The sequence below is a fragment of the Nocardiopsis alba genome (assembly GCF_000710955.1).
Classification (GTDB): domain Bacteria; phylum Actinomycetota; class Actinomycetes; order Streptosporangiales; family Streptosporangiaceae; genus Nocardiopsis; species Nocardiopsis alba.
Genome location: NZ_BAZE01000002.1, coordinates 374,324 through 388,313, shown reverse-complemented (window position 1 = coordinate 388,313; position 13,990 = coordinate 374,324). Strand labels below are relative to the sequence as shown.

Sequence of the window (13,990 nt, the reverse complement as noted above, 5' to 3'; positions counted from 1 at the left end):
GCCGGCTCGGGTCGGCCCGGATGGGCCGAACGCCCGAGCGCGCTCCCCTTCGGGGCGGACACGATCGGGTGTGTCCTCGGGGTCCTACCCGAGAGAGGCCGGCTTCAACGGAGTACCGAGTCCTGGGCGGCTCAGCGGTGTTCCCATACGCCCAGGTCCGGGGCGCGGACCCGCCGGACCCCGTTCTTCGGGTCCACCTCCAGGGAGAACGTCTCCAGGGGCGGCCGGCCCGCCTCGGTCAGGGCATCGTAGGCGGCGGCCAGTTCCCCGAACAGGTCGCGTTCTCCGCCGCCGGTGACGGTACCGTCGGGCCACACGTAGGCCCAGGAGGCGTCCGCGGTGCCGAGATGGACGATCCGTCCGATGTCCCCCTCGAAGGGGCGTGCGCCCACGCCCGGGCGCACGCCGGGGAGCATGAGCATGAGCCGGGTGAGCAGACGGTCGTCGATCAGCGCGTCCGAGGTCGCCGAGAGTCGCCGTTCGTACTCGGGCTCCGCCCCGATTCCGGGGAAGGGGGACTCGGAGACGCGCTGGGTCCGGTCGTGCATGAACACGGCGTCGCGGACGAAGGGCCCGTAGGCGCTCCCGTCGTCCCGCACCCGCAGGGCCGCCACGGGTGTGGATTCGTGTTCGGAGGAGGGCGCCCAGGGGACGACGATCGGCGCGCCGACCGGGACACTCGCGATCCACTCCTCGGGCACCCGGCTCACCGCGCAGGTGGCGATGATCGCGTCGTATCCGCCCTCGGGGATCTCGGCGCCGTGGACGACCCGGACCCCGGTCGCGTCGAGTCGCCCCCGCGCGTGGGCGGCGACGTCCGGATCGATCTCCACCGAGGTGACCGAGCCGGTGGGGCCGACCAGCGAGGACAGGATCGCCGCGTTCCAGCCGGTGCCCGTACCGATCTCCAGCACACGGTCGCCGGGGCCCACCCGGGCCGCGCGGATCATGTCCGCCATCACCTGGGGATGGGACGAGGACGAGGAAGGGGTGTTTACCGGCCCGGAGCCCCCGTCGTCGGCCTGCGTGGTGACCGGCGCGAAGGCGTAGACACAGGAGACCCACCGCTCGGGATCGGCCGTGCGCCGCAGCGGCAGCCCGTTCGCGTCGGGCCAGATCAGATCGGGCACGTACCGGTGGCGTGGGTGGTCGGCGAACGCGGCCCGGATCGCCTCGGTCGTGTCGAGCCGGGCCACGAGCCGCGCGTGAAGGTCGTACAGGTCCGTCACTCGACATCTCCCCCTGATGATCCCGGTACCGTCGGTACTCGTTCCCCGTGAAGCCCCGTCGCTCACCTGTGGATCGTGGAACGGGGGAGGGGCCGGGCCCGTGCGGGCCCGGCCCCTCCCGGGGGTCTCGAGGGTCAGGGCTTCTTGGCCAGACCGGCGTACTGGGGCAGGTCGCGGATGGAACCCAGCTCGGAGGGCTCGGGGCGCCAGCGGAACACCGACACCACGCCGGGGTCCACCAGGTCGAGGCCGTCGAAGTAGGCGCTGAACTCCGGAAGCGTGCGCATGATGTAGGGCTGGGCGACGTGCTCCTGCCACAGGCTCATGCCCGCGCGGGCGTTCTCGTCCGGGGCGTCGCCCTCCTCGCCGGAGTAGACGCCGTCGCACACGGCCAGCAGGCTGCCCGCCGGAAGGGCGTCCACGTAGGTCTTGACGAGTTCGATCGCCGCCTCGGGCTCGAAGTGGCCCATGGTGCCCATGAGGGTGAGCAGGATCGGCTTGTCGAAGTCCAGGGTCTCGCGCGCGGCCTTCAGGACGGCCTCGGTGTCGCGCAGGTCCTCGCCGACGAACTGGGTCCGGCCCTCCTCGTGGCCCACCAGCAGGGCGCGCGCGTGGGTCAGGACCAGGGGGTCGTTGTCGACGTAGACCACGTGCGACTCGGGGGCCAGGGCCTGGGCCACCTCGTGGGTGTTGTTCGCGGTGGGAAGACCCGTGCCGACGTCCAGGAACTGGCGGATGCCCTCCTCCTGGATCGCGTACGTCACCGCGCGCCGCAGGAACAGCCGGTCGCCGACGGCGATCTCGGTGATCTCGGGGAAGAGCTCCTTGACCCGGTCGCCGATCTCTCGGTCGACGGGGTAGTTGTCCTTGCCCCCGAGCCAGTAGTTCCACACGCGGGCGGTGTGGGCGACGGTGGTGTCGATGGGGGTGTCCGTCATGGGGGCCTTTCGAATCGGGGGCCGGTTCGTGCGAAACCGGGCGGCATCCGAAGTCTGATGGCCCCCGGCCTCCCGCGCAACCCGGAAAGCCCGGCGCCGCCGGGCTTTCCGTCTCTCGAAGGGACCCGGTCCCCCTTCGAGAGACGGGCTACCAGGTCAGGAGGGCAGAGGGTCCGTCTCGTCGCGCACCGGACCCTTCTCGTCACGGTGCGTCGCACGCCGCATGTTCCGCTCTTCCGGACCTGGAGGAACATCGGTATCGGTCGTGCTCGAAACCGGCTCCTCTTCCTCACCGGGGAGGTCGATGGTGTCGCGGAGTCGCACGTCGGGCAGGAAGAACGCCACGATCAGCCCGAAGACGGCGATCCCGGCGGCGACGAGGAAGAGGTCGCCGGTGGCCGAACCATAGGCGTTCTCCACGATCTGCCTCAGGAACGGAGGCATGCCCGCCAGATCGAGGGTTCCGGCGTCGGCCCCGCCCCCGTCGGTGGGGACGCCCATCTCGTCCAGCCGCGAGGTGATGTTCGAGCTCACCCGTGAGGCGAGGATCGCGCCGAGCACCGACACCCCGATGGTGCCGCCCAGGGAGCGGAAGAACGTGATCGCGCCGCTGGCCGCGCCGAGCTCGCTCAGCGGGACCGAGTTCTGGACGACCAGGACCAGGTTCTGCATCGACATGCCCACGCCCAGGCCGACGGCGAGCATCCCGAGGGAGACCACGAGCAGCGAGGTGGAGGCGTCGATGGTGGACAGCAGCAGGAAGCCGAGCGTCAGCGTGGTCAGACCGGTGAGCACGTAGGGCTTGACCCGGCCCGAACGGGAGACCATCCATCCGGCGACGGTGGAGGCGCCCATGGTGCCGAGCATGAGCGGGGTGGTGAGCAGGCCGGCCGCGGTGGGGGAGTAGCCGCGGGAGAGCTGGAAGTACTGGCCGAGGAAGACCGCTCCGCCGAACATCGCCATGCCCACGGCGACGCTGGCGAGGATGGCGATGGCGGTCTCGCGGCGCACCACCAGGTGCAGTGGGATGACCGGCTGGGAGACCCGGTTCTCCACCCACACGGCCAGGGCCAGCAGGACGAGGCCGCCCGCGACCATCGCGCCGCTCTGCCAGGAGATCCAGTCGAAGGAGCCGCCCACGAAGGTGACCCACAGCAGCAGGGTGCTGACACCGGCGGCGATGAGGGTGGCGCCCACGTAGTCGACGCGGGTGTCGTGGCGGCGCACGTCGGCCAGGTGCAGGGTGCGGGTGATCACGACCATCGCGACCAGCATGAAGGGAACGCCGATGAAGAAGCACCAGCGCCAGCCCAGCCACGAGGCGTCGGTGAGGGCGCCGCCGATGAGAGGGCCGCCGACGGTGGCCACGGCCATGACCGAGCCGATGAGGCCGTTGAGGCGACCGCGTTCCTTGGGGCTGACCAGCGCGCCGATGATCACCTGGACCAGGACCTGGGAGGCGCCCATGCCCAGTCCCTGGATCGCGCGGAAGGCGATGAGCTGTCCGGTGGTCTGCGCGAAGCCGCACAGCAGGGAGGCCACGATGAACAGCACGATGGAGATCTGGAGCAGGCGCTTCTTGTCGAACAGGTCGGCGAGCTTGCCCCAGATCGGGGTGGAGGAGGTGGACGCCAGGAGGGTCGCGGTGACCACCCAGGTGTACTGGGACTGGGTTCCTTGGAGGGAACCCACGATCTGGGGGAGGGCGACCGAGACGATCGTTCCGCTGAGCATCGTCACGCCCAGCACGATCAGGAGCCCGGTGAGGCTGCGCTTGACCGTCGAACGTTCGGTGCCCTGTGACTGAGGAGTACTCAAGGGCTGACCTCTGGAGAGAGAAGAACGTGCAGAAGGAGAAAACCTGCTGGTGGGGCAAAAATACAGAGTAGGCATTTTTGCAGCCCCTGCACGATATCACCCCGGGTGACGGCATAGGCGAGCGAGCCCGGAGAACTGGGACACATCACTCCTGGGCGTGGAGAAGGGGGTGAACAAAGGGAAAGCGGGGGCGTGAGGGGCTCAGATCCGCTCCAGAACGCCCTCCAGCGCCCGGGCCGCGTGCGCCCAACCGGTGAGCGTCGAACGACGTGATCGGGCCGAGGCGCGCAGCTCTCGCCGCAGCCCTGGATCGGTGAGCCAGGCGCGCAGGGCGCTCGCCAACGCGGCCGGATCCCCGGGCGGTACCGTCAGGCCGGGAACGCTCCCGTCAGGGGAACGGCCCAAGGCCTCGGGGATCCCGCCCACCCCACTGGCCACCACCGGCAGCCCCCGGGCCAGCGCCTCGGTGACGACCATCCCGTAGGTCTCCATCAGCGAGGGCAGCACGACCAGGTCGGCGCCGTCGTAGGCCGCCTCCAAGGCGGCCCCGGCCAGAGGTCCGACGAAACGCACCCGCTCCCCGGCGTTCGGGAGAGGGGTCCCCGGGCCGGCGCAGACGCACTCCCAGCCCAGGTCCGACAGCCCCCGAAGGGCCTCGAACAGCACCGCGTGCCCCTTGCGCGGGGTCAGAGAGGCCACGCACAGCAGACGCGGCACGGCCCCCTCCACGACGCGGCCCTCCTCGAAACCGCGGCCCCGCGCGAGCGGCGCCGGATCGACCCCCGGCGGCACCACCTCGACCCGAGGCAGCCCATGGTGCTCGCGCAGCCGCCGCGCCGCGTACCCGCCGGTGGCCACCACCGCCGCGCCGGAGCGCAGCACCGCGCGCTCACGCAGGTCCAGTTCCCGGGCGGTCTCCGGGGACAGGCCGGTCTCGTCGGCCAACGGCAGGTGCACCAGTACCACCGGACGCAGCCGTTCGGCGCGCGGAACGACGATCTCGGGCACCCCGCAGGCCACCAGCCCGTCGACCACCACCCGGGCTCCGTCGGGGAGCCCGTCCAGGACGGCGGCGAGCGCCCGGGCCCCCTCCGGCCCCGGAGAGGGCCAAGGACCCGGGACCGCCACCGTCTCCAACACGGACGAGGCCCGCGAGAGACGCAGATCGTAGAGGGTGCCCCCACTGGGCACCCCCGTCTCCGGCACCACGAACGGGACCGTCACAGCTCCCGTTCGTAGGAGGCCCAGGCCACGTGCGACTCGTGCAGGGTGATCGAGAGCGAGGCCAGCCCCCGGGCGTTCTGGCCCAGCCCGCCCGCGTGGATCCGTTCCGCCAACCGATCGGCGATCACCTTGGCCAGGAACTCGGTGGAGGTGTTCACCCCGGCGAACTCGGGGACCTCGTCGAGGTTGCGATAGTTCAGTTCGCCCACGATCTCGCCCAGCACACGGGTGGCCGCGCCGATGTCGACCACGATCCCGTCGGGGTCCAGATCGGGGCGGCGCAGGGTCGCGTCCACCACGAAGGTGGCTCCGTGCAGGGCCTGGGCGGGACCGAAGACCTCGCCCCTGAAGCTGTGCGCGACCATCAGGTGGTCGCGGACGGTGACGCCGAACAAAAGATCCTCCTCACACGAGAGAACCGTCGCTCTCCGGTTCGTAGACGACGCGATGGCACAACGCGGACAGACGGCCCTCGGCCAACGCCGGCAGCACCTCGGGCAGCTCCTCGAAGCCGCTCCGGCCGCTGAGCAGGGCGTCGAAGGCCGGATCGGCGAGCAGCCGCAGGGCCAGCGCCAGCCGTTCGGAGTGGTCGTAACGCGACCGTCGGGCCGGCGAGATCATCCCGACCTGGCTGGCGCGCACGGCCAGCCGGTGCGAGTGGAAGTCCTCGCCCAACGGCAGGATCACCTGGCGGTCCCCGTACCAGCTCAGCTCCACCACCTCGCCCTCCGGATGGAGCAGCTCCAGGGAACGGATCAGGCCGGCCTCGCTCGCGCTGGTGTGGAAGACCAGGTCCCGGCCGCCCTCGGCCGCCTCGGGCAGAGCGAAGTCCACCCCCAGCCGTTCGGCGACCTCCGCGCGTTCGGGGTCCACGTCGATCAACTGGACCCGGGCGCCGGGCGTCCGCGACACCAGCCGCGCCACGCAGCACCCCACCATGCCCGCGCCGACCACCGTCACCCGGTCCCCGACCAGCGGGGCCGCGTCCCAGAGCGCGTTCACCGCGGTCTCCACGACACCCGCCAACACCGCGCGGCCGGCCGGTACGTCCTCGGGCACGACCGACACCGCCGAGGCGGGCACCACGAAACGGGTCTGGTGCGGGTAGAGGGTGAACACCGTCCGCCCCACCAGGGAGTCGGGGCCCTCCTCCACCACGCCCACGTTCAGATAGCCGTACTTGAGCGGGCCGGGGAAGTCGCCCTCCTGGAAGGGGGCCCGCATCACCTCGTACTGGTTGGGCGGCACCCCACCGCCGAACACCAGGGTCTCGGTGCCCCGGCTGATCCCCGAGTACACGCTGCGCACCAGCACCTCGTCGGGGCCGGGCGCAGGAAGATCCACCTCCCGGACCTCGCCCACACCGGGGGAACGCACCCAGAAGGCACGCGCGGTCCGTCTCATCCTCAGCTCCTTCCGACCGGGACCGTTCGATGTGAACGCTCCCGCCACAGTCCCACCACGTCGCGGCCGAACGACCACGACAGCGCGGCCGCCGCCACCGCCACCACGACCACCGACACCGACCCCGGGAGCACCCCGGAGGCCACCGCGGTCAACACGATCCCCTGCGCCGCGGCCACCGCCTTACGGGCCCGGCTCGGCGGCAAGGGGCCTCGCAGCCACGGGGCCGCCCACGAGGCGACCCCGAACAGGTAGCGCATCGCTCCGATCACCAGTACCCACGGGCCCAGGAACGACGCCACCCGCACACTGAGCACCAGGATCAGGAAGGCGTCCGCCTCCATGTCGAACCGGGCCCCGAACGCGGAGGCCGTCCCCGTCCTCCTGGCGACCAGGCCGTCCACCAGGTCCAGGGCCAGAGCGGGTACGGCCAACGTCACCAGGGCCCAGGCCGGTCCTCCGTCGACGACCAGGGCCGTCACCCCGCCGATGAGCACGAGCCTGGTCAACGTCACCAGGTCGGCCGGGCCCAGGGTCCACCGTCGGTGTCGGCGCATCGCGGCCACGAGCAGTCCCACCGCGCTGAGAGCGTACAGTGCCCCGACCGTCCACCCCCATGGACCCAGGCCCGGCGCGGCGGCGAGCACGGCGAGCAGGGCCGCCTGCCCGCACAGGGCCGCGCCCACCTGCCGTAGGGCCGGATCAGACACGGCCGTTCCCGGGCCCGTGGTGAGGGGACCCGTTCAGGTGGGGCAGGACGTGACCCAACCGGTCCCGCTTGGCGGTCAGGTAGCCGAGGTTCTCCTCGCGTACGGGGGCCGGCAGCGGGACCCGCTCGGCCACCTTCACCCCGTAGCCCTCCAGAGCGCGCACCTTGTCCGGGTTGTTGGACAACAACCGGACCGAACGCACCCCTCGATGGCGCAGCACCCGGGCCGCGGGGCCGTAGTCGCGGACGTCCACGGGCAGCCCCAGGGCCGTGGCCGAGTCCACCGTGTCCAGCCCCCGTTCGTCCTGGAGCACCTGGGTGCGGACCTTGTCCACCAGACCGATCCCGCGCCCCTCCTGGCCGCGCAGGTACACGAGGACGCCTCGGCCCTCGGCCACGATCGCGTCCAAGGCCGCCTGGAGCTGGTCTCCGCACTCGCATCGCAACGCGCCGAAGACGTCCCCCGTCACGCACTCGGAGTGCACCCGCACGAGCACCCGGGCGCCGTCGCCGATCCGGCCCAGCACCAGGGCCATGTGTTCACACCGGTCGATCGGATCCCGAAAGGCGACACAGCGGAACCGCGCGCTGCGCAGGACCAGATCGGACTCCGCGGTCGCCTCCGCGTCCAGAGACTGTTCTGACATCTGCCCCCCTCACACCGCCGGAGGCGGCACACACGGCGCCTGCCCGTTCCCTCGCGAGATGAAACGTCCCGACCCCCTCCCACGAGGGGGAACGCGGGAGACGGAGGGTGATCAGGAGGTGGCGTCGGGAAGCTCCACGGGGATCTCCCCGCCGAGCCGGGCGCCGTCCTCCAGCTCCAGGGAGTCGCCGCTCCAGAACCGGCCCGGATCGTAGTAGCCCGGCCGGTTCCCCTTGGGGAGCAGCCCCATCTCCTCGTAGGTCAGGGCCACCACCTCGGCGCAGTAGGCGGTCTCCAACCTCCGCTCCCGGGCCCGTCCGCGGAAGGGGAGCCGGCCCAGAGCCCACCGTCCGGCCAACCGGGCGGTGGAGGGGAAGGGGGTCCCGTCCAGGCGGGCCACCGTGCGCAGCGCGGCGTCCTCCATCGAGCGATCGGCCACCGGGTCGAGTTGGCGCAGCCACCCCCGCTGCCCGTAGCGGCGCCCCCACACCAGGACGGCGTCGCGCAGATCGTGCAGCTGGACCCCGCGTTGATGGACGCCGGACCACATGTCGACGAGGGAGCGGCCCAGCTCCGCGTGCCACATCAAGGGCGGCAGGTCGTCGATGACCACGGACATGCCGACATGGTTGACCGGGCTGTTCGTGGTGATCTGGATGGCCCGGTCGGGTACGGCGGTACCCCGGAACACCCACAGATCACCGGTCCGCGTCAGCTCGACCGCCTCATCCAGGGACAGGCTCATAGCGCCCACCGTACCCCCGCGCCCTCCGAGGGCGAAGAGCGCTCACGCCGGTTAGCGTGGGGGCATGAGGAAGTGGTGGAAGACCCTGGGGCTGGCCGCGTTCGTGGGTGTGGCGGCCACCGGAGCGGCGATCGCCCGGGCCGAGCGCCGACGCCGTGCCTACACCCCCGACCAGGTCAGGGAACGTCTGCACGAACGCGTGGCTCTGGCCCGCGCGGCCGGAGCGGACACGGAGGGCGCCGGGGCCGCCCCCGTCGCGCGCGGCGGCGCCGGGCCCCTTCGAGAGCGTCGGGAGACGCTTCGGACCCGGGCCGCGAGGACGCCTCCGGTGGCCGGTATCGGCCGCCTGCTCCGTCGGATCGATCCCCGACGGCGCGGGTGAGGCGCGGCACCGGTCCGGTCAGAGCGTCCTGCCCAGGAACCCGACCTTCTCCAACAGGGTGATGTGATCGGTCCCCAGGGTGTCCAGGAAGGCGATGACGTCCCGATGCGGGGCCCGGTGCAGCGGCGCGCTGGTGCGCACCAGCCCCACCTGGGACAGGCCCTCGCCGCCCAGACGGGAGGAGGGGGTGGCGGGCGGGCGGACGCTGTACAGGCGCCACGCGCTGCCTCGGGGGGCCGAGGCGAGCAGCATCGTCGGTCTGCTCCACACCAACAGCGCCCACGCCTTGGGGCCCTGGGCGTGGACCATGACCGGCGCGTCGCCCTCCGCCACGAGCTCGGCGATCCGGGCGGCCACCGGAACCGGGTTGGTGAAGTTCCCGCGCACACGGTGGATCCCGGAGTCGAACTCCAGGGTCCAGCCCGACGCCTCCACCTCCGCGGCCACCTCGGATTCCCGACCCTCCTCCGTTACCGGAGTGACGGGGGCCGGCGGCGGATCGGCGGCGACGATCGCCCCCAGGACGAGCCCGGCCTCGGCCGGACGGACCAGGGAACGCGGGTGGGAGCCGATGGTCAGCGCCGAACGCCTTCCGTCCACCGCCCACTCGACGAGACCGCCGTGTCGGGGGACCCCGTCGGGCACCCGGCGCGGCTCGGCCCGGATCCCGATCTCCTCCAGGCTCCGCAGGGCCGCCTCGACGTCCTCCACGGGCCAGTCGTCGGGAGCACCGAGCACCACCGAGGTCGGCGACAGGCGTCCGGTCAGGGCGCGCAGGGCCTCGGGATCGGCGCCGCGCAGCGGCGCGTACAGGCACAGCTCGTCCACCGGCCCCTCGGGCAACCGGTCGATCAAGGGGCCGTCGATGTTGTGCGCCACTCGGGTCGGGTCCTCCAACGGGCAGGACAGCACAAGGTCCTCCAGCCGGTCGGCGAACCCGTTCAAGTGGGCGGCCATCGGGGCGGGGACCGGGCCGGTGGCGGCGCGCTCGCGCAGCCAGGAGCCCAGGTCGGCGAAGGCCCACGGCACCCCTTCGGGCCCGCCGCGCAGCACCGACCACGGTCGACGGTCCAGGTCCAGGCCCGGGGCGCCGCCGCCGAAGGCGGCCACGACGTGTTCGTCGCCCACCAGCAGCACGAGCTCGGGCAGCGGGTCGGGGCCGGAGCGTTCGATCAGGGCGAGGGAGCGTTCGGGGCGGAAGACGGCCGCGGGTTCGGTCCCGGGGGCGGCGGCGCCGAGCACGGCCACCGAGGCCTCCATCTCCCGCGCGGCCGGAACGACGTTCCGCTCCACTTCGGGAAGGTCGGGTTCGGAGCCGATCAGCAGGAACCCGCGCAGGGCGGCCCCGTCGGTACGGGAGGACCACTCGCGCAGAAGGGCGAGCGGAGAGACGGACACGAGAACCTCATCTCACTACCGGAAAGGGTCCCGAGTCTAGTGGAGGCGCGGCCGCGAGAAGGAGCGGACCCCGTAGGAGGGCGTGAATCCCACCCCCGTGCGCCGGACCCGTCGGGAAGTGCGACGATGTGAGGACGATGTCCGAGAACCGACCGTGCCGACCGCTGCGCTCCGGGGTGTTCACCCTGGTGTGCGCGAGCCTGTCCGCGATCGGACACGCGGTCGGGTCGGGGCACGACGTCCCCCTCCTCGGTCTTCTGCTCGGCGGCGCCGTCGTCCTGGCCACCGCCTGGGCGGCCTCCGCGCGCCGACTGGGTCTGTGGGAGTTGACCGCCTGGATGCTGTGGGGCCAGTTCGCCCTGCACGTGACCTTCAGCGCCGCCCAGGGCTGGGGCGTCGGTCACCAGGACCATCTCGGCGCCTCCCTCCAACAGGAACCGATGTCGGCCTGGGCGATGATCACGATGCACGTGGTCATGGCCCTGGTCAGCTCCTGGTGGCTGCGTCTGGGCGAGAACGCCCTCTTCGCCTTCCTCCACTTCATGGCGCTGTCCCTGGTGCCGCTGCTCCTGGTGGTGGGGGCCGTCCCCGCGCCGAGGACACCGTCCTCCACGGCGCCGGCCCCGGTCGACGAGCCCCGTCGTCCCGACACCTTCTGTCTGCGGCACACCCGTGTTCTGAGAGGACCGCCTCCGGTGCTCGCGGCCTGACCAGGGGCGGTCCGAGACCGCTCCCGCACCCGTGCGCCCTCTTCGGCGCCCTCGTGCGGTCGCCGGGTGTCTCCGCACCCGGGCGGATCCGCCCCCTCGGCCGGTCGCCTCCCGCGTCCCCGCGGTGCGTCGCGCACCGCAGCCCACAGAACCGCGATCCCGGAGCGAGGACCATCGGCGTCCCTCCTCCGGACGGTCGCGCGCGGTGACAGAAGGACCGTGAAGATGATCGACGGCATCGACGTCGGTCGTGCCCCGAACGAGGAGCACACCGATCTGAGCCGGCTCGCGCTCAACGCCGGCAGGGGAGCCCCGGGTGCGATGGACACCCTGTTCACGCTCACCCGCGACGACGTGACCCGCTATATCGCCCGACGGGTGGACCCCGGCTGGGTGGAGGACCTGACCCAGGAGACCTTCTCCCGGGCCGTGCGCTCCCTGCCCCGCTACGCGGGCCGTTCCCCCGTCCGCGCCTGGCTGCTCTCGGTGGCCCGGCACACCGTGGTCGACCGCTACCGGGCCGTGGGGCGCACGCCCCGCACCGACCCGGTCGACGACTGGGAGCGGTCGCTCGGCACGACGGCGGCAGCCCCGGACCGTTTCGACGAGTACATCGCCCTGCTCGACCTGGTGGACGAACTGCCCGAGGACCGGCGCACCGCCTTCGTCCTCACCCAGGTGCGTCGCCTGTCCTACGCCGAGACCGCGGCGCTCACCGGGGTCCCGGTCGGCACCGTCCGCTCCCGTGTGGCGCGTGGACGCCGGGACCTGATCCGTCTGCTCCGGGAGGCCGCGTGACCTCCCGAACCGCCCACGGCCGAACGTCGGCCGCGAACCCGAGGAGAACCTCCGTGACCGCACTCACGACCCGAGCGGCCCTGGCCGCCACCGCCGTCCTGCTGGCCGCCACCGCCTGCTCGTCGGGCACCGACCTCGCCGACGTCGACTACTACCTCGACCTGTCCGACGACCCGATGCCCGCCTCGGACATGGAGCTGTCCACGCTGGAGGGCGACCCCTGGCGGTTCACCGACGTCGCCGACGACCGGCTCACCCTGCTCTTCTTCGGCTACACGAGCTGCCCGGACGTGTGCCCCATGACCATGGCCGAGATCTCCCTGGCCCTGGAGAACGCGGAGGCCGACGCCGACGACTTCGACGTGGTGATGGTCACCAGCGACCCCGCGCGCGACACCGGCGAGCAGCTCCGCTCCTGGCTGGACCGGTTCGACCCCGACTTCCAGGGGGTGCGCGGCGACATCGACGTCACCGTAGAGGCGGCCCTGGACTACGGCGTGCCCATCGAGGCGCCTCAGGAGACCGACGGCGAGTACCTGGTCTCCCACGGCGGCCGGATCGTCGTGCTGACCCCCGACGGTGAGGCCGCGGGGCTGTTCGAGGAGGGCGTCGAGGCCGACGACATCGCCGAACTGCTGCCGGTCCTGAGCGGGGAACTGCTGTGACCGAGGGGCCCTCCCGACGTGGACTGTTCGCCGGCGCGGGGGCGGCCGGGGCGGTGGGTCTGGTCGCCGGAGGGCTGTTCGGCGCGGGCGCGATCAGGGGTTCCTCCGAGCCCGACCCCGCGCGGGAACTGATGCTCGCCGCGGGCGGGCCCGCCGAGGGCCTCGTGCCCGCGCTGCGGACCCCGACCCCCGCTCACGTGCACGTGGTCGCCGTCGACCTGACCGCCGACACCCCCTCCGCCGTGGCCGCGCAGGCCCGGACGGTTCTGGAGGAATGGCACGATCGGGCCCGGGAACTGCACGAGAGCGGTCTCGCGTCGGTCGTCGAGGGAGCGCCCACCCAGGGGCTGCGTCCGGCCTCCCTGGGCGTCACCCTCGGTCTGGGGCCGAGTCTGTTGGAACGCGCGGGGCTGGAGGATCGTCGGCCCGAGGCCCTGGCCGATCCACCCGCCTTCGACACCGACCGGCTCGACCCGGCCCTGTGCGGCGGCGACCTGATGCTGCACGTGGGCGCCGAGGATCCGGTGGTGGTCGGCTCCGCCGTGCGCCACCTGCTCGGTCGGGTACGAGAGCACACCCGTGTCCGCTGGTCACTGCCGGGCTTCCAACGTTCGGCGGCGGCCGCCGAGGACCCCTCCGCGACGCCGCGCAACCTCATGGGGCAGATCGATGGAACGGTCAACCCGTCCCCGGGGGAGGCGGTGTTCTCCCCACAGGTGCTGGCCTCCCACACCGACCCCGTCGAGGAGTGGATGGACGGCGGTACCTACGTGGTGGTGCGCCGCATCCGCATGCTCCTGGACGACTGGTTCGACCTGTCGAAGGGGGAACGCGAACGCGTGGTGGGGCGGCGCCTCGACGACGGGGCTCCGCTGGGCGGGGAACGGGAGGAGGACCTGCCCGATCTGTCCGCCCGTGACGAGGACGGTGAGCCGGTGATCCCCGCCGACGCCCACATCCGGCTGGCCGGCTCCGAGAGCACCATGGGCGCGCGCATGCTCCGCCGCGGCTTCAACTACGACCTGGGCCTGGACGCGGACGGTGAGCCCGATACGGGGCTGCTGTTCACCGCCTGGCAGGGCGATCCGAACACCGGCTTCACGGCGGTGCAGCGGCGGCTGGACGAGGGTGGCGACGCGCTCAACAGGTACGTCCGCCACGAGGGGAGCGCCGTGTTCGCGGTGCCCCCGCTCCGGGACGACGAACCGTTCGTCTCCCACGGGCTGTGGACGTGAACGGGCGGCACCGCCCCGCCGTGAGGGGCCTCACGCGAGGAGACGGCGGGCGGTGGGAACCCGGGAGGGTCGGACGGCGACTCCCGAAG

At 72.3% G+C, this 13,990-nt stretch carries 15 protein-coding genes; 5 read left to right on the top strand and 10 right to left on the bottom strand.

From position 1 onward, the window contains the following. Positions 1-131: 131 nt before the first annotated feature. The 9 genes from TR33_RS05165 to TR33_RS05125 form a co-directional block, all read right to left on the bottom strand. Positions 132-1,229, bottom strand: a complete 1,098-nt coding sequence (locus tag TR33_RS05165) for a methyltransferase domain-containing protein (protein WP_017534719.1) — start codon at positions 1,227-1,229, stop codon at positions 132-134. A 134-nt stretch (positions 1,230-1,363) separates the two neighbouring features. Beyond that, the gene (locus TR33_RS05160) at positions 1,364-2,167 is read right to left on the bottom strand and encodes an SAM-dependent methyltransferase (RefSeq protein WP_014910886.1); all 804 of its coding nucleotides are present in this window, start codon (positions 2,165-2,167) and stop codon (positions 1,364-1,366) included. Positions 2,168-2,323: 156 nt separating this feature from the next. Beyond that, positions 2,324-3,985, bottom strand: a complete 1,662-nt coding sequence (locus TR33_RS05155; protein ID WP_017534720.1) for an MDR family MFS transporter — start codon at positions 3,983-3,985, stop codon at positions 2,324-2,326. 201 nt (positions 3,986-4,186) lie between these two features. Further along, positions 4,187-5,209: a glycosyltransferase family 4 protein gene (locus TR33_RS05150; protein ID WP_017534721.1), complete on the bottom strand. Its 1,023-nt coding sequence runs from the start codon at positions 5,207-5,209 to the stop codon at positions 4,187-4,189. After that, positions 5,206-5,604, bottom strand: coding sequence for a 6-pyruvoyl trahydropterin synthase family protein (locus TR33_RS05145; RefSeq protein ID WP_014913493.1), 399 nt, complete (start codon positions 5,602-5,604; stop codon positions 5,206-5,208). The genes TR33_RS05150 and TR33_RS05145 overlap by 4 nt, the downstream gene beginning before the upstream one ends. A gap of 10 nt (positions 5,605-5,614) precedes the next feature. After that, on the bottom strand, positions 5,615-6,613 hold the full coding sequence (locus tag TR33_RS05140; RefSeq protein WP_017534722.1) for a zinc-dependent alcohol dehydrogenase: 999 nt from the start codon (positions 6,611-6,613) through the stop codon (positions 5,615-5,617). A gap of 2 nt (positions 6,614-6,615) precedes the next feature. Then, positions 6,616-7,323: a CDP-alcohol phosphatidyltransferase family protein gene (locus tag TR33_RS05135; RefSeq protein ID WP_026125028.1), complete on the bottom strand. Its 708-nt coding sequence runs from the start codon at positions 7,321-7,323 to the stop codon at positions 6,616-6,618. Next, complete coding sequence (locus TR33_RS05130) at positions 7,316-7,969, bottom strand: GTP cyclohydrolase II (protein ID WP_017534724.1); 654 nt, start codon at positions 7,967-7,969, stop codon at positions 7,316-7,318. The genes TR33_RS05135 and TR33_RS05130 overlap by 8 nt, the downstream gene beginning before the upstream one ends. A gap of 111 nt (positions 7,970-8,080) precedes the next feature. Continuing rightward, positions 8,081-8,713, bottom strand: coding sequence for a hypothetical protein (locus tag TR33_RS05125; RefSeq protein ID WP_017534725.1), 633 nt, complete (start codon positions 8,711-8,713; stop codon positions 8,081-8,083). A 64-nt stretch (positions 8,714-8,777) separates the two neighbouring features. Here TR33_RS05125 and TR33_RS05120 point away from each other — a divergent pair, with 64 nt between their 5' ends. Next, entirely contained in the window at positions 8,778-9,095 is a 318-nt protein-coding gene (locus TR33_RS05120; RefSeq protein WP_017534726.1) for a hypothetical protein, read from the top strand. Positions 9,096-9,113: 18 nt separating this feature from the next. Here TR33_RS05120 and TR33_RS05115 read toward each other — a convergent pair whose 3' ends face one another. Continuing rightward, positions 9,114-10,493, bottom strand: coding sequence for a VOC family protein (locus TR33_RS05115; RefSeq protein ID WP_017534727.1), 1,380 nt, complete (start codon positions 10,491-10,493; stop codon positions 9,114-9,116). 137 nt (positions 10,494-10,630) lie between these two features. On the opposite strand from TR33_RS05115, the gene TR33_RS05110 reads away from it, so the two are divergent. The 4 genes from TR33_RS05110 to TR33_RS05095 all read left to right on the top strand — a co-directional run bounded on the left by TR33_RS05110 (position 10,631) and on the right by TR33_RS05095 (position 13,901). Then, positions 10,631-11,203 carry a hypothetical protein gene (locus tag TR33_RS05110; RefSeq protein ID WP_202421766.1) on the top strand — a complete coding sequence of 191 codons (573 nt, stop codon included), beginning with the start codon at positions 10,631-10,633 and terminating at the stop codon, positions 11,201-11,203. Between the two features lie 225 nt (positions 11,204-11,428). Then, positions 11,429-12,001 carry a sigma-70 family RNA polymerase sigma factor gene (locus TR33_RS05105; protein ID WP_017534728.1) on the top strand — a complete coding sequence of 191 codons (573 nt, stop codon included), beginning with the start codon at positions 11,429-11,431 and terminating at the stop codon, positions 11,999-12,001. Positions 12,002-12,054: 53 nt separating this feature from the next. Continuing rightward, positions 12,055-12,666 (top strand): SCO family protein, encoded by a 612-nt coding sequence (locus tag TR33_RS05100; protein WP_017534729.1) that lies wholly within the window; start codon positions 12,055-12,057, stop codon positions 12,664-12,666. Next, positions 12,663-13,901 carry a Dyp-type peroxidase gene (locus tag TR33_RS05095; protein WP_042281764.1) on the top strand — a complete coding sequence of 413 codons (1,239 nt, stop codon included), beginning with the start codon at positions 12,663-12,665 and terminating at the stop codon, positions 13,899-13,901. Before TR33_RS05100 ends, TR33_RS05095 begins: the two co-directional genes overlap by 4 nt. Positions 13,902-13,990: the final 89 nt, after the last annotated feature.